This is a genomic window from Catenibacterium sp. AM22-6LB (assembly GCF_003435615.1).
Classification (GTDB): domain Bacteria; phylum Bacillota_I; class Bacilli_A; order Erysipelotrichales; family Coprobacillaceae; genus Catenibacterium; species Catenibacterium mitsuoka_A.
Genome location: NZ_QTUM01000012.1, coordinates 21,589 through 44,567, shown reverse-complemented (window position 1 = coordinate 44,567; position 22,979 = coordinate 21,589). Strand labels below are relative to the sequence as shown.

The following is a 22,979-nucleotide window of genomic DNA, read 5'->3' as shown; positions in this document are numbered from 1 at the left end:
TTGTATGCCGGGCATGGCATATATCTAGGTGGTGAAAGTCCACTGTGGGGGCGATGTCGCAACTGCCAACCACTAGCCAAAATCAAGGGTGTCTATCGTGAGATAGAATCTGAAAGAAGATGGAGGCAAAACTCTGGTCCGAGGAACACGAATCACATATAAGGCGTATAAACGGGGATGAGTGTGCAAAACAACACGAAGTCATAAGAGATTGCGGAATAGGACTGTTATATGTAAATGTGGCGGATATATGGAGAGAAAGAGATATGACCTTATCCCGGGAGGTCTTGTGAGGGATAATTATCCTAGCAACAGCGAATCACAAGAAGTCAGCAGAGGTCGTAGTAGTGAAGAAATTTCTGTAATGGAAATGGAGCGAAGGACCGAATAAATCTATCAGTTATTAAAATTAGGATTGATTCCATTATGCGTAAGCGTCAGAGATAGTACAAATACACTAGGAAGCCCGAAAGAAGAATGTAGGGGAAGTGAGCATAATGGATAGCGAGAGAAATGGAGGTAACGGAAATTATGAAAACTGATAACACATTACTTGATAAGATGCTAAGTGAAGAAAATCTTGGTCTGGCACTGGCCCAAGTAAGAAGAAACAGAGGTGCTTGTGGAATAGATGGTATGGAAGTATCGGATTTAAAGGATTATTTAGATGAAAATCTTGATGAAATCAAAGAATCGATACGTAAAAGAACATATAAACCACAACCGGTAAAAAGAGTAGAGATACCAAAACCTGACGGTGGTGTTAGAAAGTTAGGAGTACCAACAGTCTTAGATAGGTTTGTACAACAAGCAATCGCACAAGTACTTATACCAATCTATGAACCGAAATTCAGTGATAACAGTTTTGGATTTAGGCCGAATAGATGTTGTGAAATGGCAATTATCAAAGCATTGGAATACATGAATGATGGATTCCAATGGGTTGTTGATATTGATTTGGAGAAATTCTTTGATACAGTCAACCATGATAAACTGATTAGTCTTGTGATGAAGGATGTGAAAAGCGGAGAGATTGTATCGCTCATTAGAAAATTCCTTGTCAGTGGAATCATGGTTGATAAAGAATATAAGGAGTCAATTATCGGAACACCACAAGGTGGGAATCTAAGTCCACTTCTTAGTAATATCATACTCAATGAACTTGACAAAGAACTTGAAGCAAGAGGACTGCGCTTTACACGATACGCTGATGACTGCATCATTTTAGTGGGAAGCAGTAAAGCAGCCGATAGAGTTATGGCTAACATAAGCAAGTACATTGAGAATAAACTCGGTCTTAAAGTCAATATGACTAAAAGTAAAGTATCCAAACCAAATGATATCAAATATCTAGGTTTTGGATTCTATTATGATGAATTCCATAGACAATGGAAAGCAAAACCCCACCAAGTGTCAATCAATAAATTAAAAGATAAATTAAAGAAGCTTACAAAAAGAAGCTGGTCAGTATCGTGGGAGTATAGATGCACAAAACTTAGACAGCTTATTATAGGATGGGTTAATTACTATCGAATAGGACAATTCAAAATGATATGTCAAAAAATCGATAGATGGATAAGATTTAGAATCAGAATGTATCTGTGGAAGAAATGGAAAACAAACAAAAATAGAGAAAGACAGTTAAGGAAATTAGGAGCCTACCAATGGCAAGCTAAAACCTGGTCGAATACTCGTAAATCATACGCTAGATGTGCGAGTACATTTCTTTTATCCGTGATAACAAATGGATTACTAAATAGAAAAGGTCTGCCATCATTGACAGACCAATATCAGTTAAAACATATTTCAGTATAGATTTAAACCGCCGTGTGCCGAACGGCTTGCCCGGTGGTGTGAGAGGACGAAAATAATTTTAATTATTTTCTCCTACTCGATTATGCACTGATATAGTTTAAAACTATGGTACCCTATTCTATAAAACTATAATCCTACTAAAGCAGTAGATATTATCGTGTTTTGTGTTGACGCACTAAATTTGTGGTGCTAAGATGAAACCACATCAAGAAAAGACAGTGAAAAGAAGAGTACTGTAATGAAACTTATACAGAGAGTTCCGTTAGCTGAGAAGGAATGAAGGGAAGTTATAGGAAGATGGTCTTGGAGTTGCATGGCTGAAATGTAAGTCATGACGGGAGCGCCCGTTACAGCGATAGAGTATGCAGGTACTCGAAGAGGTTATTAAGGTGACTTAATAATGAATTTAGGTGGTAACACGAAACATTACGTTCTCGTCCTATTATATGGATGAGAACGTTTTTTATTTAAGGGAAGGAGTGAAAACATGATCCACTTAGAACATGTTACAAAGACTTTTAAGACTAAAGATGGCGATGTCCATGCTGTCAAAGATGTCAGTCTGAATATTGAAGAAGGTGAAATCTACGGTATTATTGGTTTCTCAGGGGCTGGTAAATCTACATTAGTAAGATGTATCAACTTATTAGAAAAACCTGATAGCGGTGCTGTTGTATTTGGAGATAAAGATTTATTAAAACTATCCGATGCAGATTTAAGAAAAGAAAGAGAAAAGATTGGAATGATCTTCCAGCACTTTAATCTTTACAACAGTCGTACTATTTATGACAATATCGCTTTTCCATTAAAACATCTAGGCTGGAGTAAGGATAAGATTCAAAAGAGAGTCTTAGAATTACTCGAACTTATCGATTTGGTAGAAAGAAAGGATTCTTATCCAAGTCAGTTATCTGGAGGACAGAAACAAAGAGTCGCAATCGCAAGAGCGCTTGCCAACAATCCTAAAGTACTTCTATGTGATGAAGCCACAAGTGCTTTAGACCCTCAGACAACACAAAGTATTCTTCAGCTTATTAAGAAAGTAAATAAAGAACTTGGCTTAACAGTTATTTTAATTACTCATGAAATGGCTGTAGTGAAGGAAGTATGTGATAAGGTGGCAGTGATGGAAGATGGTAGAGTTGTGGAACAAGGAAACATTGTAGATATCTTCTCTAATCCACAGCATCAGATTACTAAGAACTTTATTGCAACTACAAACAATCTTAATAAGATTGATGAATTGATTAAAGACAATCATCGTATTACACAGTTAAATGAAAACCAGCAGATGGTAAAATTACAGTATCAGAGTTCTAATACAGATGTCGCATTAATCTCAGTATTATCAAGAGATTATAGTGTTGATTGTTCTATTATCTTTGGGAATGTAGAAATTATCCAGGGACAGCCAATTGGTACACTCATTACAATCTTTACTGGTGAAGATGTAGATATCAAGAAAGCATTAGAATTCACAAAACAGCAGGGAGTTAAAGTGGAGGTGATTAAACGTGGTAACTAAGTTATTTCCAAACGTTATAGAGTTTGCTTCAGATTTTCCACAGGCAATTATTGATACATTAATTATGTTAGTTGTCAGTGGTTTAATCTCAGTCGTTATTGGAGTCTTCTTAGCAGTAATCGTAGTAATCACTAGAAAAGATGGTTTAAAAGAAAATGAACCTGTTTTCTGGCTCTTAGATAAGATTATTAACTTGTTTAGATCTATCCCATTCATTATCTTGATTCCTACTGTTGCAGTACTCTCTCGTGCCTTATTTGGTACAACTATTGGTATCGAAGGTGCACTTGTTCCTCTAGTTATAGGAACAGCACCATTTGTCGCAAGACAGATGGAATCAGCCATTATGGAAATTGATCCAGGAATCATTGAAGCAAGTATTGCGATGGGACTCAGTACAAAAGAAATCATCTTTGATGTTTATCTAAGAGAAAATATTCCAGGGATGATCAGAGGTCTTACAATTTCATTTATTGCGTTAGTTGGACAGATTGCGATTGTTGGTTCTGTTGGCGCAGGCGGACTTGGTGATATGGCGATCAGATATGGTCTACAGAGATCAATGGGAGATATCACATTCGTCGTTATTATCTTAATTCTTATTTTAATTTCAATTGTTCAGGCAATTGGTGACAAACTCGTAGAAAAAACAACACATTAATTAATACATTGGAGGAAAATATTATGAACAAAAACATTTTAAAAGTATTTACAGCAGGTCTTTTAGCTTTCTCATTAGCAGGATGTGGAAGTAAGTCAGATTCTAAAACTATTACAGTAGGTGCAACAACTTCACCTCATGCTATTATCTTAAAGCATATCCAGCCAGAATTTGAAAAAGCAGGATATAAATTAAAGATTAAGGAATTCTCAGATTATCCTAACATCAACCCATCTACTTCAGATGGTTCATTAGATGCAAACTTCTTCCAGCATCAGCCATACTTAACTTCTTACAACAAGGATAAGGGTTATAAGAAGGGTGATGATGGATATCTAGTATCAGTAGGTGCAATCCACTTTGAACCTTTAGGATTATACTCAACTCAATATAAAGCAGTATCTGATATTAAAGATGGTGCTAAGATTGCAATTCCTAATGATGCTACAAATGAAGCAAGAGCTTTATTATTACTTGCAGACAATGGTGTTCTTACATTAAAGAAAGACACAGGTGTAACTGCAACTAAGAAGGATGTTGTTTCTTACAACAAAAAAGTTGAATTAGTAGAAGTAGATGCTGCACAGGTGGCTTCTAAATTACCTGATGTTGATTTTGGTATTATTAATGGTAACTATGCATTAGATGCAAAAGTAACAGATAAGATCATTACTTCTGAAGATTCAAATTCTGAAGCTGCAAAGACTTACCAGAATATTATCGCTGTAAAAGAATCAAATAAAGATAATAAAGCAATTAAGAAACTAGTTGAAATCTTAAAGAGCGATAGCACTAAGAAATGGATTGAAAAGAAATTTGGAGTATCTGTAAAACCTGCAGAATAATGAATTGAGGCGGTCATTCGACCGCTTTTAGACTGTTGACAAACAAAATGTTAACAGTCTTTTTTTAAGCAAAAAAAAATAAAAATACCAATTTGGGTTATCCCAATTGATATTTTCATTAAATTTGTTACTAGTATGAGGAATATACAAATGTAATTATAATCCAAGCTTTGCTTTCATAGCAGCAAGTTCGTCTTCTACAGAAGCATCACCTTTTGAGGTATATTTATCAGCTAAAGAAGAAGCTGCACTTGTATGAGCATTTAATTCGGCTTCAGCAGTAGCTGCATCTAACATTTTTTCAGCTTTCTTTTCATAACGTTCAAATGATTCCATAGAAGATTTAGCCTTATCTCCACCAGAGACTATTGTATTAATATGTTCTTGAGCTTTTGCAGAAGCAACAGTTGCTTTAATAGCATCTCTTCTAGCTTCTAATGTTTCAATATCATTGACAAGTTTATCATACATTTGACGCATTTTATCTTCATTAGCATGAGTTAGTTCTTGTGTCTTTTTATAAGAAACAAGATTGCTTTCATATTGTTGCTTTTTAGCAATTAATGTTCTAGTATCATCTTCATTACCAGCCTTTAAGGCATTTTGTGCAGCTGTTGTATATTTTGCGATTTCTGCTTCACATTCTTTCACTTGACGATCTGCAGTTTTTGCATCCGCAATAATATTAGCTGTTTCTTTTTTTACTTCAGCTAAATCTTCCTTTAAATTTCTTAATGTTTGATCAATCATTTTTGCTGGATCTTCACATTTGTCTAATAAAGCATTAATATTGCTTTTCATAATGTCAGTAAATCTAGAAATAATTCCCATAGTTATTCTTTCCTTTCTTCATTTAAATACTTCTCTCTTAATTCATCAGTTTTATCAAGAGGTGTTTTTAAAATTTCAATTGTTTCTTCGGCTTTTTCTTTATCACGTTTAAACTTTATGCGTAAGATATAAATGGTCCCACCTAAAACAATCATAATTCCAACTATAATACATATAATTTTTATAATATCTTTAGAAGTAGTTGTTCTTGTCATAATCGTTTTTGCGGTAGAATCATATACCTTTGTAAAAACATCTACTGTAGAAAGCGAACTATCACTCCAATAACGATCAATATAGTTCCAAAAAATATCAATCGCTTCACTATCCATTACAGAAGTAACTTGTTTCCCATTGACATAAGCCATATATCCAATTTCATTAGGATTAGAGTCCGCATAGTAGATGAGTAAAAACGTACCTTCATTATCAATATTTTCTTCATACCAAGTTTGTGCGTAACTATTTTTTTGATCATCACTTATTAGAGTCGAATCATAGCTTTTTAAATAAATATAAGGCTGAACTCCCGTTTTATTATAGAAGTTCATAAGATTTTTAGAAAGTCGTGAACTGTTTTCAATATAACCTAATTCATCTTTAATACAATTATTGTTATAAGGAACACGATTTTCTATTTTTTCACGATTAATTGTAGAAACAACTTTATTATGATTATTGCTTATCATGAAAAAACTAAAAACAATTATCGCAAAAATAATAATAATACAAACAATTAATGTTCCTAAACCACTAGTAGAACCTGTATAACCATGTCTGCTATTTCTATAATAGCCTCTTCGATAAGGAGAAGTATTATGATAATGGTTTATAGAAGGGCCTCTATTAAAAGAGGAACCTCCTGTAGGACGACTTGATTGACCAACGTGATGACCACCACTTACGCGACTACTTGAATGCCCACCAGAAGAACGATGCCCACCACTGCTAGTTCCAGGTCTTGGCATATTTTCACCTCTTTTCCTTGTTTTTTTAGTACAATAATTATAACTTAATTTAATTTTTAAAAGTAGAGATAAATAGAAAATGTAAGAAATGTAAGAAATTGAGACACAAGTAACTTATTTCGTTTATTATAACATAAAATAAAAGGTGATAGATTTTAAAGAACTATTATGAAGCGCTAGTTGTATTGTTTACTTCAAATAGCAATTCTATATAAACTTACATTTTCATCTAATTTGTTGACAATCTAAAGCAATCGATTGATCGCTTTTTGTTTATCTAGAAGAGTATTTCTTATATAATAGTTCTATAAGGAGAAAATCTTATGGAATTTGATCAGTTATTAGAAGAAAGATACTCTGTTAGAAAGTTCTCTAATCAGAAGGTAGAAAAAGAAAAAATAGATAAAATATTAGAAACTGCAAGAATAGCACCTACAGCTGTAAACTATCAGCCACAAAGAATACTTGTAGTAGAAGATCCAGATAATCTTGCAAAACTAAAGGAATGTACTAGATATCATTTCCATGCGCCTCTCGCAATGATCTTATGTTATGACAAGACTGTATCATGGAAGGATATGCATAATAGAGAATGTGGTGAAGTAGATGTGTCTATTGTTGCTACATATATGATGCTTAAACTCTTTGATTTAGGATTAGGGTCTACTTATGTAGGTTCTTTTGATTATAAGGAGTTAATCAAACAGTTTAATATTCCTGAAAATTATGTACCAGTGATGATCTTACCTATTGGTTATCCAAGAGAAGATTGTGTACCTGGACCAATGCATGATAAGAGAAAACCACTCAATGCGATTGTGTCTTATGAGGAATATACACAGGGGGAACAATAATGGAGTTATTAATAAAACAATTAGAAGAACTTATTTCACCAAATGAATGGTTTGTGACTAACTTGTCTAATGCGAGTGCTTTAATGATGGATGTAATTGATGATATTAGCTGGGTAGGCTTTTATGTGATGAGAGCAGGGGAACTTGTCTTAGGTCCTTTCCAGGGTAAAGTGGCATGTACACATATTAAAGTAGGAAAGGGCGCATGTGGTGTATGTGTACAGGGAGACCAGACAATTCTTATTGAAGATGTGTCTACATTCCCTGGCTATATTGCCTGTGATGCAGAAGCAAAGTCTGAAATTGTAGTCCCTTTACATGATGAAGAAGGTAAAGTGATTGCAGTATTAGATGTAGATTCTAATTCATTGGCTCGTTTTGGTGATCAGGAACAGGAGTTATTTGAAGCTCTTGGTAAAGTATTGGAGAAATCATTATGGAGCGAAAAAGTAGACGCTTAAGTTATATTCTCAGACATTGTCCAGAAAGTATTGGTCTTGAATTAGATGATCATGGTTATGGTGATGTTCAAAAGATATTAGATGCATTAAATATCACATTAAAACAATTAGATACAATTGTGAGAGAAGATGAGAAACAGCGTTATTCGTATAATGTCGATCATACAAGAATACGTGCGAATCAAGGACATTCTATTCCTGTTAATGCAGATTTAAAAGAAGTCCAGCCACCAGATATTCTATATCATGGCACAGCAACTCGTTTTGTTTCTTCTATTCTAGAAGAAGGTATTTTGAGTCAGACACGTTTATACGTTCATTTGTCTCAAGACAAAGAAACTGCAACGAAGGTTGGCTCAAGACATGGTGAACCGTATGTCTTTATTATTGATACAAAACAGATGTATAAAGACGGATACAAGTTCTTTCTCTCAGAAAACAATATCTATCTTACAAAGATTATACCTACAAAATACTTATTGGCTTCCACCTAAGGAAGCCTTTTGTGCTATACTTGTCTAGAGAATATAAAGGAGGGGTTTTTATGACTCTAGATGAGTTAAAGATTGGCGAAAGTGCTACAGTTACTTATGTAGGGGGATCTGGGTCATTAAGACAACATTTCCTAGATATGGGTTTAATACCAGGTTCTGTTGTAACATTGGAGAAATTCGCCCCAATGGGTGATCCAATGGAATTACGTATTCATGGCTATGAGCTAACATTACGTTTAGATGATGCAAAAAAGATTGGAATAGATATGACAACTAAAGGTGTGGAAGATCATACACCTATTCCACCTATTCAACACCATATTCACCCAGGACTTGGTGAAGGTGGTAAATATCATGATAAAGAAACTGAAAATCCTTTATCAGAAGGAACACAGATTACCTTTGCATTAGCAGGTAACCAGAACTGTGGCAAAACTACATTATTTAATCAATTAACAGGTTCTAATCAACATGTAGGGAACTTCCCTGGTGTGACTGTTGATAGAAAGAGCGGGTCTATTAAAGGACATCCAGAAACACTTGTAACTGATTTGCCAGGTATTTATTCTTTATCTCCTTATACAAGTGAAGAATTAGTATCTAGACAGTATATCTTAGATGAAAAACCCAAAGGAATCATCAATATCGTAGATGCAACAAATATAGAAAGAAACCTATATCTCACTATGCAGTTAATGGAACTAGATGTACCAATGGTTCTTGCACTGAATATGATGGATGAAGTAAGAGGTAATGGTGGTTATGTTCATCTAAATAAGATGGAAGAACTATTGGGTATCCCAGTTGTTCCTATTTCTGCAGCTAAGAATGAAGGTATTGATGAACTAGTGAATCATGCCATCCATGTAGCGAAATATCAAGAAGCACCTTTAAGACAGGACTTTTGTGATGAAAATGATGAAGGTGGAGCAGTGCATAGATGCTTACATGCCATCATGCATTTAATTGAAGACCATGCAAAGCGAGCTGGTATACCATTACGTTTTGCAGCTAATAAATTAGTAGAAGGTGATGCAAGAGTAGAAGCAGCCTTAGACCTTGATACAAATGAAAAAGAAATGATTGAACATATCATTTCACAGATGGAAGAAGAAAGAGGATTAGACCGTACTGCTGCTATTGCAGATATGCGTTTCACTTTTATTAATAAATTAGTCAAAGAAACAGTTGTTAAACCACATGAAAGTAAAGAAAGAGAAAGAAGCCGTAAGATTGATGAAGTCTTAACAGGTAAATATACAGGTGTACCAGCTTTTATCATTATTATGGCTTTGGTATTCTTCTTAACCTTTAATGTATTTGGTGCCTGGGGGCAGTCACTTATGGAAATGGGTGTAGATGCATTGACTAAAATAGTTGATCAAGGACTCACTGCATGGGATATTAATCCAGTACTTCATTCATTAGTTATTGATGGTGTATTCCAGGGTGTGGGCTCTATTATCAGTTTCTTACCTATTATCGTTATTTTATTCTTCTTCTTATCATTACTAGAAGATACAGGATATATGGCTCGTGTTGCTTTTGTAAGTGATAAACTACTCAGAAAGATTGGTTTATCAGGAAGAAGTATTGTGCCAATGTTGATTGGATTTGGATGTTCTGTACCAAGCGTTATGGCAAGCCGTACACTTCCTTCAGAACGTGACCGTAAGATGACAATCATGTTGACACCATTTATGAGTTGTACTGCAAAACTTCCAATCTATGCATTCTTTGCAGCTGCATTCTTCCCTAAACAGGCTGGCTTAGTCATGGTTGGATTATATATCTTTGGTATTGTGATGGGTATTATTACAGCACTTATTTCTAAGCGTTTCTTATTCAAGGGTGAAGCTGTTCCATTTGTGATGGAACTGCCTAACTACCGTATGCCTAGCGCAAAGACTACTTTCCAATTATTATGGGATAAAGCCAAGGACTTCTTACAAAGAGCTTTTGGAATTATCTTTATCGCTTCTATTGTCATCTGGTTCTTACAGAGCTTTAACTTAAGATTAGATTTAGTTACTAATTCACAGGATAGTATCTTAGCTATGATAGCAGGATTCATTGCACCAATCTTCAAACCTTTAGGTTTTGGTGATTGGAGAATCTCTACATCACTTATTGCAGGATTTATGGCTAAAGAAAGTGTTGTTTCTACACTCTCAGTATTATTCAAAGGAACAGAATCTTTAATGACAGTACTTACACCTCTAGGTGCATTATCACTCTTAATATTCTGTTTATTATATACACCTTGCGTAGCAGCTATTGCTTCTATTAAAAGAGAATTAGGCGCTGCCTGGGCTATGAAAATTGTGGTATTCCAGTGTGTTATTGCCTGGATTTGTGCCTTTATCGTACATACTATTGGATTACTCTTTATATAATTATTTTTTTCAAAATAGTTGTAATGTTTGATACATTTATTGTGATTAATTATAATAAAAGTATTGAAGGAGGTGTTCATCATGAAGTTATCTAAAATCATACTTTATTCAGATGCGAAAGGACGTGGGATTAAACCAGATGCTTGCGTAGAAGTCAGTCAGCGTTTAACAATCCTAGGTGATGGACACATCTGGTTTACCGGATATGATTATGGAGATGGATTTAACTCTAGAAGAATCACTAGACGTAAAAGAGTGAATATAGGTCAAGAAAAAGCAGAAACACTCTTAGAACTATTAAAAGAATTCTTTCTTGAATCTTCTAATCATCCATCATCTACAAATCGTGACTGGTGGCGTATTCAGTTAATTGATGAAGATGGACATGAATACAACTATAATGTATCTGCCGTAGGAGATGTTATTCTCAAAGAAATAGATATAACACAATACATGAGGAATATTATTCCTATAGATGATATGTACTTGTTTGGGAAAAAGGATTCACATAATTTGACATAATCGAATTATAATCTTAACACAATCTTTAAGTATTATATATATCGTAGTCAAGCAATCCCTTCCCTTCGTTAGACTACAAAGTACAAGAGTAAATACAAGAAAGAAGATAAGTGTTCCCCATGCTTATCTTTTTTCTTTATCATATAGTTTGTGCTTACTAACTAATTTATGTAATATGAAGGACAGGAGGTATTATATGGTTTTAATTATACCCTTTATTGGAACAACATTAGGTGCAGCCTGTGTGTTCTTTATGAAAAAAGAATTAAGTATCAATATACAAAAAGCACTTACTGGATTTGCGGCAGGTGTGATGGTTGCTGCCTCTATCTGGAGTTTAATTATTCCTTCACTTGAACAGGCGTCTACCTTTATTCCTGCACTTATTGGATTTTGGTTAGGTATTCTATTCTTATTATTGCTTGATCATTTGATTCCTCATATGCATCTAGACCATAGTCAGGAAGGACCACGAAGTCACTTATCTCAAACAATCAAGCTTGTACTTGCAGTAACGATTCACAACATTCCTGAAGGAATGGCAGTCGGTATTGTTTATGCATCTTACTTATCAGGAAATCATACAATTACGGCCATGGGTGCACTCGCACTATCTTTAGGTATCGCAATACAGAACTTTCCTGAAGGTGCTATTGTATCCATGCCTTTAAGAAGTACAGGTGCGTCACGATTGAAGTCATTTATGTATGGCACATTATCAGGTATTGTAGAACCCATAGGTGGTTTCATTACAATCTTACTTGCACGTTATATTATCTCAGTGATGCCTTATCTACTTAGTTTTGCGGCAGGCGCAATGATGTATGTGGTAGTAGAAGAATTAATTCCTGAGATGAGTCAGGGAGAACATTCACACCTAGGTGTCTTGTTTTTTTCAGTAGGTTTTACTTTGATGATGGTTCTAGATGTGGCATTAGGTTAATTCGTAGTATTCATCTTTACTATTATTTAAATTAAGCATAAGATAGAGATAAGAGGTGAAATAAATGCGAAAGATATTCATAGTTTTATTGATGTCTTTGTTTTTTATAAGCCCAGTTTATGCAGATAATCATGTAGTCAATGTCAGTTATGATGGAGAAGTAACAACAGCTTCTGGAACAGCACCATCACTTCCACTCAAGGCAAAGATTACTTTCTATGATGGGAGTGAGAAGGATTATAATATCGACTGGAATACATTTGATGAAAGCTTATATAAGACAAGAAATGCGAGTCAATTTACTGTCACAGGTTCAATTGCGGACTTACAAGTGACAACAAGTTGTATAGTGAATGTAGAAGCGGCTAAAATAACACATATCGATGAATTAGCCAATAAAACAGTGATTATAGGAGAAGCTCTCTCTTTACCTGCCACCGCTTCTGTGACATGGTCCAATGGGGATCAATCAAATGAAATTATACGCTGGGATAATTATGATGATAATGCCTTAAAATATGTACATACTTTTTCTTTAACTGGTCATATTTATGACCAGACGATTACACAGACAGTTCATGTAAAGTATGCATCTATTACAAGTGTGAGTGTTCCTGCAGTTGTTTCTACTACAGTGGGTGTAGAAGCAGAATTACCACAATATGCGACTGTTAGTTACTCTAATAAGACAAGTAAGAAGGTTAAGATTATTTGGGACAACCAGGTCTTTAATGAAGCGGGTAAGTATACAGTTTATGGGAAGTTATATAAGTCTACACATAAAGTCTCTATACGTGTAGAAGTAAAGAAAAATAAGGATACAACGATAGAAACACCAAAACAGGAAGAACTTGTAAAAAAGACTAAGAAAAAGAATAAGAAGGTTCAAAAAGAAGAGAAGTCATCTTTTTCTTATATGATCGCATTAGTTGTATTTTTAGCTATTTTATTTGGTTTTATCACATTTATTTCTTTTATTAAAAGAAAGATTAGAATTCAAGAGAATCGTTAAGGATTCTCTTTCTATTTTTGTTTATATAGTAAGCGCTTGCTGGAGGGTAGGATATGAATGAAATAAGGGGTGTTAGAAAAAAGAATGTGATAAAGATTATTCAATCATTAGTAAAACAGGGTGGTTGTACTAAGAATGAATTAGTATTCTATACAGGTTTATCTTTGTCTACGATTGATAGTCTTTTAGAAGAAATGTTGAAAAGTAATCTAGTGATTAAGGCAGGCTATAGAGAATCAACAGGTGGTAGACCAAGTATGTCTTATACAGTGAATGGAGAGTTTTCACAGACGTTATGTATTTATACATATAAGCATGATAAGACAATAACAGTTATAGGACGTCTTTATAATCTTTATAGTGAGATGATGGAAGAAAAGAGAAGAGATATACCTAAGTTAGATCATGATGCATTATGTTCTTTTATTGATGGAATGTTGAATGCTCAGGTGCATACAATATGTCTCTCTTTACCTGATTGTAATATAGATTTAAAGCACTATTATAAACAACGTGTACTTGTAAAGAATGATGTGTATATGGGGGCTATAGGCGCTTATATCAAGCATATGCAGTATGATTCTATCGTCTTATTGGATTCAAAAGTCAATTCACGTTTAGGAATAGTTATTAATGGACATCTTGTAGAAGGAAAGAGTTCTATTGCCGGGCAAATTCGTTATATGCCTTTGATAGAAAATAAGAATAGACGTTCTATGAAAGGCAGAAGCCAATTACTTGTCATAGAACTACAGAATATTATTGGTATGTTGAATCCCGAAGCCGTTGTGATATGTGCTCAAGCTATTGATCAACATTATGTAGAAGAAGAATTATTAAAGATCTTTAAGATGAATGATATGCCACATTTAATATATATTGATGACTTTATTGATGAAGTCATGTTAGGTATGGAGAGTATAAGCAAAGACAGTTTATTTGACAATCTATCAAGATAAAGTATGATGGTAGAAAGGGGTGAAATAGATGTCACAAACAGTATTAATTACAGGTGCTTCTAATGGAATAGGGAAAGCATGTGCACGTGTGTTTGCGAGAAAAGGATACGATCTTGTTCTTGTTGCACGTCATAGAGAAAAACTAGAAGCAGTAAAGAAAGAATTATCAGAATATGATGTACATATCAAAGTGGTTGCAATGGATCTTACAGGAGAAGATGCTGCTGTGGATTTATATAATAACTTAGTTCTTGATGATATAAGTATTGATATTCTAGTGAATAATGCAGGTTTTGGAGATCATGGAGCATTCCATGATGCATCATGGGAAAAACAGAAAAAGATGGTTTTATTGAATATAATGGCTTTAATGCAGATGACTTATGTATTTGGTCAGTCAATGAAACGTAGAAAGAAAGGCCGTATATTGAATGTGGCTTCTATTGCAGGACTTTGTGCAGGACCTTATATGTCTACCTATTATGCAACAAAAGCTTTTGTATTGTCTTTTAGTGAATCCATTGCGTATGAGTTAAAGAATTATAATGTAGAAGTATCATGTTTATGCCCTGGCCCTACTAAAACAGGATTTATGGATGTAGCTAACTTAGGGCAGTCTCCGATGTTTAAATTATTTAAACCACAGTCTGCAGAAGCAGTGGCTGAAATAGGTATTCAAGGTTTGTTTGATAATCGTTTAGTTCAGTTTACTGGTTTATCAGGACACTTATTAAATCTTGCAGCAAGACTCTTACCACGTTCATTTTTGAGTTCATGTACAGGATTTGTGAATGGAAAGAGAAAAGTATGATTGAACATCCATTAGAACCAATCATAGATGAACAATGTGAAGTATTGATACTAGGAAGTTTCCCTTCAGTGAAATCAAGGGAAATTTCTTTCTATTATGGACATCCACAAAATAGATTTTGGAAAATTATTGGTACTATCACAGAGACAAACTATGAAACAATAGAAGATAAGAAAAAGATGTTACTGGAACATCATATTGCGATATGGGATATCATCCACTCATGTACTATTACAGGAAGCAGTGATGCCTCTATTAAGGATGTCGTACCAAATGATATTAAGACATTAATACAAGGTACAAATATTAAAAGAATATATTGTAATGGAGGCACATCTTTAAAGCTATATAAGAAATATCAGGAAAAAGAAACAGGAATAAAAGCAATCCTTTTACCTTCCTCTTCTCCTGCCAATGCACGTTATCGATTATGTGATTTAGTTGATATATGGAAGAAAAAATTGACTTTGTAATAACCTTTCTGTATGATTAATCATGTTAATCAAGGAGGACATATATGGAATCAATCGCATTATGGTTTGCAGGAACATTAGGTAAATACATTTCATCTAAGCTTGCAGTATTTATTGTATCTTTAGTTCCTATTCTTGAATGTCGTGGAGGATTAATTGCATCAGCATTATTAAAAGTAGATATTCGTTATGCAGTACCTCTATGTATTCTAGGAAATATCTTACCAATTCCATTTATTTTATTATTTATTAAACGTATATTTAAATGGCTTAAGAAGTTTGACTTCTTCAGACCTTTGATTGAAAAACTAGAAAACCGTGCTATGAATAAGAGTAAGAATATGAGTAATGGTGAATTCTTAGGACTCTTATTATTTGTAGGTATCCCATTACCAGGGACTGGTGCATGGACAGGTTCTTTAGTGGCTGCATTACTTGATATGGACTTCAAGAAGGCTATTACTGCCATCTTCTTAGGTATCCTGCTTGCGACACTTATTGTTGGTTCATTATCATATGGCTTATTAGCTGCATTTTAAAAGAGAGACTAATCATCTCTCTTTTTATATTCCTCTAAGATTTCCTGCATCTTCACTAATCCTCTTTCACAATTAGGATGAAGTAGATCACAGCTTCTTGCACACCCTAAACAGAATTCATTTTCTAATAGTTTCAGTTCTTCTTCTTTCATAATCTTCACCTCAAGTTATTATAGGATTAACGTTCTATGATTGACAAGCAATATGAATTTGGTAGAATAATATTAATTAAAGGGGAGTAGCTCTTACAGAACCGTTCGTCAACACGTTATGTTTACATAACCGGATTGTTTTGGTCATTTATGATCAGCGAGACCTTTAATAAAACGATTGTTTTTATTAAAGGAGGAATACAAATGTATAAAAAAACAATTGAAGAAGTAAAAGAGTCTTTGGATACAAATATTGAAAAGGGTCTCACTTCTTCTGAAGCAAAGAAGAGACAAGGCATATATGGTACAAATGAACTAGAAAAGCCACAGAAAAGGTCTCTTCTTTTACGTTTTCTAGATCAGTTTAAGGATGCAATGATTATTATTTTAATTATTGCGGCAGTAGTTTCTATTATTGTAGAACCAGGTGACTGGATTGATTCTCTTATTATCGTAATAGTTGTTATGATGAATGCGATTCTAGGTGTTGTATTAGAGAGTCATGCAGAAAAGAGTCTTGAATCATTACAGGAATTATCTGCACCACAATCTAAGGTATTAAGAGATGGTGTGAAACAGACAATTGCATCTAAAGAATTAGTGCCTGGTGATATTATTATTCTTGAAACAGGGGATATGATTCCTAGTGATGCACGATTAATTGAAGCTTATAACTTAAAGGTAGATGAATCAGCTTTAACAGGTGAATCTGTTCCTGTAGAAAAGACAACTGATCCTATTAGTCAGGATGTTGTGATTGGGGACCAGACAAATATGGTCTTCTCTTCTACAGTAGTGACTTATGGTCGTGGTGAAGCAATTGTGACATCTACTGGTATGAATAATGAAGTAGGTAAGATTGCTGGCATGTTGAATGCGAGTGAAAAGGAATTAACACCATTACAGGTTAAATTAAATGAAATTGGTAAAACAATTGGATTACTTTGTATTGTGATCTGTGTGATTGTATTTATTCTTGAATCATTGAGTGGTATTAGCTGGTTAGAATCATTTAAGACAGCTGTAGCTTTAGCTGTTGCAGCAGTACCAGAAGGACTTGCAGCTACTGTTACTATTGTCTTAGCTGTCAGTGTAACTAAGATGGTTAAACAGCATGCCATTATTCGTAAACTACCTGCAGTAGAAACATTAGGTAGTACTTCTATTGTATGTTCTGATAAGACAGGTACATTAACACAAAATAAGATGACTATCTTAAAGACTTACTTAGATGGTGATGAAGTAAAAGATTTAGAAGAAGCAGATTCTAAGACTATTGATATGTTGAATGCATTTACTCTATGTTCTGATGCTTCTATTGATGATGGTAAGGTACTAGGTGATCCTACTGAAGTTGCACTAGTAGAAGCAAGTAAAAAGATGAACTTTGAAAAGAAAGCACTCATGGAAAAGTATCCACGTGTAGGAGAATTAGCTTTTGATTCTGATCGTAAGATGATGAGTGTTATTGTGAAGGACGGAGATCATTATGTGTCTATTACTAAAGGTGGACCTGATGTGATCTTAAATAGATGTCGTGATGTAGATAGTGACCAGGCTATGACTGCCAATGATGAAATGGCTAAAGATGCATTAAGAGTCTTAGCTGTGGCAGTGAAGACATATGATACAATCCCTACTAACATTACAGTAGAAGAAATAGAAAATGATATGGACTTTATTGGGTTTGTAGGTATGATTGACCCAGCTCGTCCAGAAGCAAAAGAAGCCATTAGAGTTGCTAAACATGCAGGTGTGCGTACTATTATGATCACTGGTGACCATAAGACAACAGCGACTGCCATTGCGAAAGATTTAGGTATTTTAAGTGAGGGACAGGAAGTCATTTCTGGTGAAGAATTATCTCAGATGTCTCAGGAAGAATTAGAAAAGAATGTAGAAAAATATAGTGTTTATGCACGTGTGGCTCCTGAACATAAAGTAAATATCGTCAAAGCATGGAAATCAAAGAATAAGATTGTCGCTATGACAGGGGATGGTGTCAATGATGCACCAGCCTTAAAGACTGCAGATATTGGTTGTGCGATGGGTATTACAGGTACTGATGTAGCGAAGAATGCTGCTACTATGATCCTAACAGATGATAACTTTGCGACTATTATTCAGTCTATTAAACAGGGTCGTGGTATTTTTGATAATATCCAGAAGGATGTACAGTTCTTATTATCAAGTAATATTGGTGAAGTATTAGCTATCTTCTTAGTTTCTATTATTGCGTTAATTAATCCTTCTTGGGGATTTGGTGTACCACTATTACCTATTCATTTATTATGGATTAACCTAATCACAGATGCTTTACCAGCCTTTGCGATTGGTTTAGAACCAGTTGAAGATGATATCATGGATAGAAAACCAAGAGAAAAGGATGAAGGTTTCTTTGCGAATGGCTTAATGGTGAAAGTCATCTGGCAGGGTGTTATGGTAGGTTTACTTACTTTAGTTTCTTATTCAATTGGTCAGTATTTCAGTAATCATGAATATGCGATGACTATGGCCTTTATCACCATGTCAGGTGCTGAATTATGTCATGCTTTTAACGTAAAGAGTCATCATTCAGTATTTAATAAACAGGTATTCAACAATAAATATTTATGGGGTGCAACAGCTTTAGGTCTTGTATTACAGTTAGCCATCATCTTTACACCTCTTTCTCATTTATTTAGTTTAGTGCCTCTTGATCCATCTCATTTCGCGATTGCAGCATTACTTGCATTCTCAGTTATCCCAATCGTAGAAATCTCTAAACGTTTCAATAAACGTTAACACCTGCATCGCAGGTGTTTTTTTACTATTTCTGTTGCATTTATCTCATATGAGCAGTATTATTTAGTTAGTAAAGGCTAACCCTTTACTAAACACAACATATCCTTTCATATTCTCAGTTCCTTAAAATAGAGGACATAAAAAAATCACAGGACGGCACACACCTGTGATTTTTTTATTTAGATCTTATTTTTAAAATAAGCTTTTAAAGCTTCAAAAGTTTCTGGTGAAATATAATGTTCGATACGACATGCATCCTGTGAAGCAGTAGACTCACTGACTCCAATATGAACTAGGATATTTCTTAATTCAGTATGTCTTTCAAATATCATATTCGCAATCTTAGCACCAGCTTCTGTTAATGTAATGGCACCATCTTCATCCATGTTGATGAGTTCCTTCTCTTTTAATCTTTTCATCTGCTGTGAAATAGTAGGTTTAGAGAAATTCATTTCACGGGCGATATCAATGGAACGCACATGTCCTTTCTTCTTTTGAATAACTAATATAGTTTCTAAGTACATTTCTGTAGATTCACTCATCTTATTCACCTCATTTGAATCATTATAGCATAAAAATTCAAATAATGAAAAAGTTAGGCTTTGCTAATATTTTTGTTGACATATAAAAACAGTAAGGCTATACTAACAATGAAGTTAGAAAAGGCTAATTAGGTTAGTCTAATCATCTGAGGAGGCGGATTATATGCCAATTAGTATGGCAAATCCTGGAGATACAGTCATTATTAGACGTATTACAGGAACTGATAAAGTAAAGAATCATCTAGCAGAACTTGGTTTTGTAGTAGATGGAGAAGTAACTATTATCAGTAAAGTAGATAACGGAATTATTTGTAATGTGAAAGGCAGTAGGATTGCGCTTTCTGAACAGATGGCCAATCGTATATTGTTTTAAGGGAGGCGTAACATGAACTTAAAAGATGTAAAAGTGGGCGAAACAGTAACTATTAAAAAAGTAACTGGTACAGGTCCAGTAAAAAGAAGAATTATGGATATGGGTTTAACTAAAGGACAGAGTGTTTATGTAAGAAAAGTTGCACCTTTAGGAGATCCAGTAGAAATTACAGTACGTGGTTATGAATTATCTTTGCGTAAAGCAGATGCGCAGATGATTGAAGTGGAGGATTAGTTATGAAGATAGCGTTAGCGGGTAACCCTAACTCCGGTAAAACAACATTATTTAACGCTTTGACAGGAAGTACTCAGTATGTTGGTAACTGGCCAGGGGTTACGGTTGAAAAGAAAGATGGGAAACTAAAAGGTCATAAGGATGTGACTATCCAGGATTTACCTGGTATTTATTCATTATCTCCTTATACACTAGAAGAAGTTGTTACAAGAAGATATTTAATTAATGAAACACCTGATGCAATCATTAATATTATTGATGGTACAAACTTAGAAAGAAACTTATACTTAACTACTCAGTTAGCTGAATTAGGTATTCCAATGGTTTTAGCTGTCAATATGTATGATATCATCGAAAAGAAGGGTGATAAGATTGACTTAGATCAGTTAGGTCAGTTAATTGGTTGTAAAGCAGTGACTTTATCAGCATTAAAGGATAAAGGGACTCAGGAAGTTGCTGAAGAAGCAATTAAACTTGCACATAACCATAAGGTATCTGAACATCCTCATGTATTCGAAGGTTCTGTAGAACATGCTTTAGCACATATTGAAGAATCAATTGAAAATAAAGTAGATGCATCTAAGTTAAGATGGTTTGCAGTTAAGGTATTTGAAAGAGATGAAAAGGTATTGGCTGAACTTAAATTAGATCAGGCAGTATTAAATGAAATCGAAGGTCATATTGCGGATTGTGAAAAAGAAATGGATGATGATTCAGAATCTATTATCACAAACCAGAGATATACTTTTATTAAGAATTCTATTAATAAGGTTCTTACAAAGAAGAATCCACATCAGACATTATCTACATCAGATAAGATTGATAAGATTGTGACTAACAGATTCTTGGCTTTACCAATCTTTGTATTAATTATGTGGCTTGTTTATTACATTTCAGTATCTACAGTAGGTAGTTGGATGACTGACTGGGTGAATGATGTATTATTTACTGAAATCATTCCACCTGCAGTAGAAACTTTCCTTAAATCAATTGGTTGTGCAGCTCCATTAATCAGCTTAATCAAAGATGGTATTATTGGTGGTGTAGGTTCAGTATTAGGTTTCGTACCACAGATGGCACTTATTTTCTTATTCTTAGCTATTCTTGAAGATTCAGGATATATGGCAAGAATTGCATTCATTATGGATAGATTATTACGTAAATTCGGTTTATCTGGTAAATCATTCATCCCTATCTTAATTGGTACTGGATGTGGTGTTCCAGCCGTTATGGGTACACGTACTATTGAAAATGAAGCAGATAGAAGAATGACTATTCTATTATGTACATTTATTCCTTGTGGTGCGAAGACTGTTATTATTGGTATGATCAGTTCAGCATTCTTCCCAGGTAACACTTGGATTGCGCCAGCAATGTATTTCTTAAGTATTTTAGTTATTATCTTATCAGGTATCGCATTAAAGAAGACTCGTTTCTTTGCAGGTGATCCAGCACCATTCGTAATGGAATTACCAGCATACCATATTCCTACATTAAGAGGTGTATTCATCCATGTTTGGGAACGTGCAAAAGCATTCATGATTAAAGCAGGTACTATTATCTTTAGTATTTGTATTGTGGTATGGTTATTATCTACATTTAACTTCTCATTCCAGATGGTTGATATTGAAAACTCAATGTTAGCATCTATTGGTCATGTATTTGCAACATTATTCGCACCAGTAGGTATTGAAAACTGGAAAGGTTCAGTAGCTGTTATTTCAGCATTAGCTGCTAAGGAACAGGCTGTTTCTACTATCTCTATCTTAAATCATATGGGTGATGCAGATTCAGGTGCTAAGGCAATTCATGCTATGGTGAATACATTCTCTGCAATGGGTGGTTTCTCATTCATGATCTTGAACTTATTCGATCCACCATGCTTTGCCGCTATTGGTACAATCATGAGAGAAATGGGTTCTAAGTTCTGGGGATGGTTCGCAGTATTATACCAGATGGTATTAGGTTATGTATTAGCTATGATCACTTATCAGTTAGGTTCATGGTTATTCTATGGTGCAACATTCGGATTAGGTCAGATTCTATCAATCGTATGTATTCTAGTAATGATCTACTTCATTGTAAGACCAGCACCTAAACCAGAATTAAAGACACAGAGAGCTTAATCAATTATGGGTAACATCATAGTTGTGGCTATTGTTGTTGTGTTGCTCATTATAGGTGTTCTTCACTACAAGAAGACATTACAGTCAGGATGTTGTGGTGAACACGATCAAATAAAGAAAATAGGTACGGGGGATAAGGATAAAAATCTTTATCCCTATCGTACTATTCTTCATATTGACGATATGTTCTGCAAGAACTGTGCAGCAACAATAGAAAACGCGTTTAATCAACATAAAGAATATCTTGCATCAGTAGACATGAATAAGAAAGAAATCACTATTCTTTCTATGAATCAACCTGATCTAGAAACATATAAACAGATGATCATCAAACTTGGTTATACGCCAAGATAATTGTATAATAGAAGCAAGGAGGAGATAGTATGGGTACAATTATAGTAAGTATTTTATTAGTTATCTGGATTTGTCTTGTCCTTAGAACTATATATAAAAATAAGAAAAAAGGCATAGGTGTATGTGGCCATAATTGTAATACATGTGGCACAAATGATCTATGTCATGCTGATCTCTATAAAATGTATCGTGAAGAGATGCGTAAAGAAGGACACGCTTAGTGTTCTTCTTTTTTTAGTTTGAGCATATTTATTGAATTATATCTCAAAAGGACTATAGTATAAGTAGTAATAATTACTATATAC

The 22,979-nt window shown here is 34.4% G+C and carries 25 protein-coding genes and 1 other annotated feature; of the genes, 21 read left to right on the top strand and 4 right to left on the bottom strand.

All coding sequences use genetic code 11. The features are described from left to right. Positions 1–531 precede the first annotated feature (531 nt). From ltrA to DW269_RS04450, 4 genes are all read left to right on the top strand, one after another. A complete protein-coding gene (ltrA, locus tag DW269_RS04465; RefSeq protein ID WP_117458723.1) occupies positions 532–1,815 on the top strand; it encodes a group II intron reverse transcriptase/maturase in 1,284 nt (427 codons plus the stop codon). A 209-nt stretch (positions 1,816–2,024) separates the two neighbouring features. Continuing rightward, positions 2,025–2,260 (top strand) — a binding site (T-box leader). Between the two features lie 42 nt (positions 2,261–2,302). Beyond that, entirely contained in the window at positions 2,303–3,340 is a 1,038-nt protein-coding gene (locus DW269_RS04460) for a methionine ABC transporter ATP-binding protein (RefSeq protein ID WP_117458722.1), read from the top strand. Continuing rightward, positions 3,330–4,001, top strand: a complete 672-nt coding sequence (locus DW269_RS04455) for a methionine ABC transporter permease (RefSeq protein ID WP_117458721.1) — start codon at positions 3,330–3,332, stop codon at positions 3,999–4,001. Before DW269_RS04460 ends, DW269_RS04455 begins: the two co-directional genes overlap by 11 nt. A gap of 23 nt (positions 4,002–4,024) precedes the next feature. Next, on the top strand, positions 4,025–4,846 hold the full coding sequence (locus DW269_RS04450; RefSeq protein ID WP_117458720.1) for a MetQ/NlpA family ABC transporter substrate-binding protein: 822 nt from the start codon (positions 4,025–4,027) through the stop codon (positions 4,844–4,846). A gap of 156 nt (positions 4,847–5,002) precedes the next feature. On the opposite strand, the gene DW269_RS04445 is transcribed toward DW269_RS04450, so the two are convergent. After that, the gene (locus DW269_RS04445; protein ID WP_117458719.1) at positions 5,003–5,677 is read right to left on the bottom strand and encodes a PspA/IM30 family protein; all 675 of its coding nucleotides are present in this window, start codon (positions 5,675–5,677) and stop codon (positions 5,003–5,005) included. 2 nt (positions 5,678–5,679) lie between these two features. Next, positions 5,680–6,645 carry a hypothetical protein gene (locus DW269_RS04440; RefSeq protein WP_117458718.1) on the bottom strand — a complete coding sequence of 322 codons (966 nt, stop codon included), beginning with the start codon at positions 6,643–6,645 and terminating at the stop codon, positions 5,680–5,682. A 323-nt stretch (positions 6,646–6,968) separates the two neighbouring features. Here DW269_RS04440 and DW269_RS04435 point away from each other — a divergent pair, with 323 nt between their 5' ends. The 11 genes from DW269_RS04435 (at position 6,969) to DW269_RS04385 (ending at position 16,109) form a co-directional block, all read left to right on the top strand. Further along, positions 6,969–7,499 carry a nitroreductase family protein gene (locus tag DW269_RS04435; RefSeq protein ID WP_117458717.1) on the top strand — a complete coding sequence of 177 codons (531 nt, stop codon included), beginning with the start codon at positions 6,969–6,971 and terminating at the stop codon, positions 7,497–7,499. Beyond that, entirely contained in the window at positions 7,499–7,960 is a 462-nt protein-coding gene (locus DW269_RS04430; RefSeq protein WP_117458716.1) for a GAF domain-containing protein, read from the top strand. The genes DW269_RS04435 and DW269_RS04430 overlap by 1 nt, the downstream gene beginning before the upstream one ends. Beyond that, complete coding sequence (locus DW269_RS04425; protein ID WP_117458715.1) at positions 7,936–8,454, top strand: RNA 2'-phosphotransferase; 519 nt, start codon at positions 7,936–7,938, stop codon at positions 8,452–8,454. Before DW269_RS04430 ends, DW269_RS04425 begins: the two co-directional genes overlap by 25 nt. Before the next feature lie 50 nt (positions 8,455–8,504). Next, positions 8,505–10,850 (top strand): ferrous iron transport protein B, encoded by a 2,346-nt coding sequence (gene feoB / locus DW269_RS04420; protein WP_117458714.1) that lies wholly within the window; start codon positions 8,505–8,507, stop codon positions 10,848–10,850. Between the two features lie 81 nt (positions 10,851–10,931). After that, on the top strand, positions 10,932–11,372 hold the full coding sequence (locus DW269_RS04415) for a hypothetical protein (RefSeq protein ID WP_117458713.1): 441 nt from the start codon (positions 10,932–10,934) through the stop codon (positions 11,370–11,372). A gap of 196 nt (positions 11,373–11,568) precedes the next feature. Then, positions 11,569–12,315, top strand: a complete 747-nt coding sequence (locus DW269_RS04410) for a ZIP family metal transporter (protein WP_233502420.1) — start codon at positions 11,569–11,571, stop codon at positions 12,313–12,315. Positions 12,316–12,379: 64 nt separating this feature from the next. Continuing rightward, positions 12,380–13,327: an Ig-like domain-containing protein gene (locus tag DW269_RS04405; RefSeq protein WP_117458712.1), complete on the top strand. Its 948-nt coding sequence runs from the start codon at positions 12,380–12,382 to the stop codon at positions 13,325–13,327. A gap of 53 nt (positions 13,328–13,380) precedes the next feature. Beyond that, on the top strand, positions 13,381–14,286 hold the full coding sequence (locus tag DW269_RS04400) for a hypothetical protein (protein ID WP_117458711.1): 906 nt from the start codon (positions 13,381–13,383) through the stop codon (positions 14,284–14,286). Between the two features lie 28 nt (positions 14,287–14,314). Then, positions 14,315–15,097, top strand: a complete 783-nt coding sequence (locus tag DW269_RS04395; RefSeq protein WP_117458710.1) for an SDR family oxidoreductase — start codon at positions 14,315–14,317, stop codon at positions 15,095–15,097. Further along, positions 15,094–15,570 carry a DNA-deoxyinosine glycosylase gene (locus DW269_RS04390; protein ID WP_117458709.1) on the top strand — a complete coding sequence of 159 codons (477 nt, stop codon included), beginning with the start codon at positions 15,094–15,096 and terminating at the stop codon, positions 15,568–15,570. The genes DW269_RS04395 and DW269_RS04390 overlap by 4 nt, the downstream gene beginning before the upstream one ends. Before the next feature lie 44 nt (positions 15,571–15,614). Further along, the gene (locus tag DW269_RS04385) at positions 15,615–16,109 is read left to right on the top strand and encodes a small multi-drug export protein (RefSeq protein WP_117458708.1); all 495 of its coding nucleotides are present in this window, start codon (positions 15,615–15,617) and stop codon (positions 16,107–16,109) included. An 8-nt stretch (positions 16,110–16,117) separates the two neighbouring features. Here the strand turns inward: DW269_RS04385 and DW269_RS12580 are convergent, their stop codons facing one another. After that, positions 16,118–16,261, bottom strand: coding sequence for a hypothetical protein (locus DW269_RS12580; protein WP_158546305.1), 144 nt, complete (start codon positions 16,259–16,261; stop codon positions 16,118–16,120). Positions 16,262–16,465: 204 nt separating this feature from the next. On the opposite strand from DW269_RS12580, the gene DW269_RS04380 reads away from it, so the two are divergent. After that, entirely contained in the window at positions 16,466–19,045 is a 2,580-nt protein-coding gene (locus tag DW269_RS04380; RefSeq protein ID WP_233502419.1) for a cation-translocating P-type ATPase, read from the top strand. Between the two features lie 179 nt (positions 19,046–19,224). Here DW269_RS04380 and DW269_RS04375 read toward each other — a convergent pair whose 3' ends face one another. After that, positions 19,225–19,587, bottom strand: a complete 363-nt coding sequence (locus DW269_RS04375; RefSeq protein ID WP_006505529.1) for a metal-dependent transcriptional regulator — start codon at positions 19,585–19,587, stop codon at positions 19,225–19,227. A 163-nt stretch (positions 19,588–19,750) separates the two neighbouring features. On the opposite strand from DW269_RS04375, the gene DW269_RS04370 reads away from it, so the two are divergent. The 5 genes from DW269_RS04370 to DW269_RS04350 are packed head-to-tail and all read left to right on the top strand — an operon-like array spanning position 19,751 to position 22,895. Further along, entirely contained in the window at positions 19,751–19,960 is a 210-nt protein-coding gene (locus tag DW269_RS04370; RefSeq protein ID WP_006505528.1) for a FeoA family protein, read from the top strand. A 12-nt stretch (positions 19,961–19,972) separates the two neighbouring features. Next, the gene (locus DW269_RS04365; RefSeq protein WP_117458706.1) at positions 19,973–20,194 is read left to right on the top strand and encodes a ferrous iron transport protein A; all 222 of its coding nucleotides are present in this window, start codon (positions 19,973–19,975) and stop codon (positions 20,192–20,194) included. Between the two features lie 2 nt (positions 20,195–20,196). Then, positions 20,197–22,320, top strand: a complete 2,124-nt coding sequence (gene feoB / locus DW269_RS04360; protein WP_117458705.1) for a ferrous iron transport protein B — start codon at positions 20,197–20,199, stop codon at positions 22,318–22,320. A 6-nt stretch (positions 22,321–22,326) separates the two neighbouring features. Further along, complete coding sequence (locus DW269_RS04355; RefSeq protein WP_117458704.1) at positions 22,327–22,674, top strand: heavy-metal-associated domain-containing protein; 348 nt, start codon at positions 22,327–22,329, stop codon at positions 22,672–22,674. Between the two features lie 29 nt (positions 22,675–22,703). Continuing rightward, a complete protein-coding gene (locus tag DW269_RS04350) occupies positions 22,704–22,895 on the top strand; it encodes a FeoB-associated Cys-rich membrane protein (RefSeq protein WP_006505524.1) in 192 nt (63 codons plus the stop codon). Positions 22,896–22,979 lie beyond the last annotated feature (84 nt).

What these genes read in the sequence shown, in the direction of transcription:
- ltrA (WP_117458723.1), top strand. Translation starts at nt 532, where the DNA reads ATGAAAACTGATAACACATTACTTGATAAGATGCTAAGTGAAGAAAAT.
- DW269_RS04460 (WP_117458722.1), top strand. Translation starts at nt 2,303, where the DNA reads ATGATCCACTTAGAACATGTTACAAAGACTTTTAAGACTAAAGATGGC.
- DW269_RS04450 (WP_117458720.1), top strand. Translation starts at nt 4,025, where the DNA reads ATGAACAAAAACATTTTAAAAGTATTTACAGCAGGTCTTTTAGCTTTC.
- DW269_RS04445 (WP_117458719.1), bottom strand. Translation starts at nt 5,677, where the DNA reads ATGGGAATTATTTCTAGATTTACTGACATTATGAAAAGCAATATTAAT.
- DW269_RS04440 (WP_117458718.1), bottom strand. Translation starts at nt 6,645, where the DNA reads ATGCCAAGACCTGGAACTAGCAGTGGTGGGCATCGTTCTTCTGGTGGG.
- DW269_RS04435 (WP_117458717.1), top strand. Translation starts at nt 6,969, where the DNA reads ATGGAATTTGATCAGTTATTAGAAGAAAGATACTCTGTTAGAAAGTTC.
- DW269_RS04430 (WP_117458716.1), top strand. Translation starts at nt 7,499, where the DNA reads ATGGAGTTATTAATAAAACAATTAGAAGAACTTATTTCACCAAATGAA.
- DW269_RS04425 (WP_117458715.1), top strand. Translation starts at nt 7,936, where the DNA reads ATGGAGCGAAAAAGTAGACGCTTAAGTTATATTCTCAGACATTGTCCA.
- feoB (WP_117458714.1), top strand. Translation starts at nt 8,505, where the DNA reads ATGACTCTAGATGAGTTAAAGATTGGCGAAAGTGCTACAGTTACTTAT.
- DW269_RS04415 (WP_117458713.1), top strand. Translation starts at nt 10,932, where the DNA reads ATGAAGTTATCTAAAATCATACTTTATTCAGATGCGAAAGGACGTGGG.
- DW269_RS04410 (WP_233502420.1), top strand. Translation starts at nt 11,569, where the DNA reads ATGGTTTTAATTATACCCTTTATTGGAACAACATTAGGTGCAGCCTGT.
- DW269_RS04405 (WP_117458712.1), top strand. Translation starts at nt 12,380, where the DNA reads ATGCGAAAGATATTCATAGTTTTATTGATGTCTTTGTTTTTTATAAGC.
- DW269_RS04400 (WP_117458711.1), top strand. Translation starts at nt 13,381, where the DNA reads ATGAATGAAATAAGGGGTGTTAGAAAAAAGAATGTGATAAAGATTATT.
- DW269_RS04395 (WP_117458710.1), top strand. Translation starts at nt 14,315, where the DNA reads ATGTCACAAACAGTATTAATTACAGGTGCTTCTAATGGAATAGGGAAA.
- DW269_RS04390 (WP_117458709.1), top strand. Translation starts at nt 15,094, where the DNA reads ATGATTGAACATCCATTAGAACCAATCATAGATGAACAATGTGAAGTA.
- DW269_RS04385 (WP_117458708.1), top strand. Translation starts at nt 15,615, where the DNA reads ATGGAATCAATCGCATTATGGTTTGCAGGAACATTAGGTAAATACATT.
- DW269_RS12580 (WP_158546305.1), bottom strand. Translation starts at nt 16,261, where the DNA reads ATGAAAGAAGAAGAACTGAAACTATTAGAAAATGAATTCTGTTTAGGG.
- DW269_RS04380 (WP_233502419.1), top strand. Translation starts at nt 16,466, where the DNA reads ATGTATAAAAAAACAATTGAAGAAGTAAAAGAGTCTTTGGATACAAAT.
- DW269_RS04375 (WP_006505529.1), bottom strand. Translation starts at nt 19,587, where the DNA reads ATGAGTGAATCTACAGAAATGTACTTAGAAACTATATTAGTTATTCAA.
- DW269_RS04370 (WP_006505528.1), top strand. Translation starts at nt 19,751, where the DNA reads ATGCCAATTAGTATGGCAAATCCTGGAGATACAGTCATTATTAGACGT.
- DW269_RS04365 (WP_117458706.1), top strand. Translation starts at nt 19,973, where the DNA reads ATGAACTTAAAAGATGTAAAAGTGGGCGAAACAGTAACTATTAAAAAA.
- feoB (WP_117458705.1), top strand. Translation starts at nt 20,197, where the DNA reads ATGAAGATAGCGTTAGCGGGTAACCCTAACTCCGGTAAAACAACATTA.
- DW269_RS04355 (WP_117458704.1), top strand. Translation starts at nt 22,327, where the DNA reads ATGGGTAACATCATAGTTGTGGCTATTGTTGTTGTGTTGCTCATTATA.
- DW269_RS04350 (WP_006505524.1), top strand. Translation starts at nt 22,704, where the DNA reads ATGGGTACAATTATAGTAAGTATTTTATTAGTTATCTGGATTTGTCTT.